The organism is Mordavella massiliensis (genome assembly GCF_016901695.1).
GTDB lineage: Bacteria > Bacillota > Clostridia > Lachnospirales > Lachnospiraceae > Claveliimonas > Claveliimonas massiliensis_A.
On sequence record NZ_JACJKS010000093.1, the window covers coordinates 1 to 309 of the forward strand.

Annotated in this window: 1 rRNA gene; it reads right to left on the bottom strand. The window is 52.8% G+C overall.

The annotated features are described in order from the left end of the window. Positions 1-304 (bottom strand): 23S ribosomal RNA (locus H6A20_RS13245); the annotation flags it as partial. Between the last annotated feature and the right edge of the window lie 5 nt (positions 305-309).

The following is a 309-nucleotide window of genomic DNA, read 5'->3' on the forward strand; positions in this document are numbered from 1 at the left end:
GCGGTCCGAACCCCGGGATGCACGCATCCCGGTTTGGGCTCTTCCGGTTTCGCTCGCCGCTACTTCCGGAATCGATGTTTCTTTCTCTTCCTCCGGCTACTTAGATGTTTCAGTTCACCGGGTTCCCCTCCATACGTTATGGATTGGCGTATGGATACATGAGGTTTGCTCATGTGGGTTTCCCCATTCAGAGATCTCCGGATCAATGGATATTTGCTCCTCCCCGAAGCTTTTCGCAGCTTATCACGTCTTTCATCGGCTCTTAGTGCCAAGGCATCCACCCTGCGCTCTTTCATGCATAACCAACGT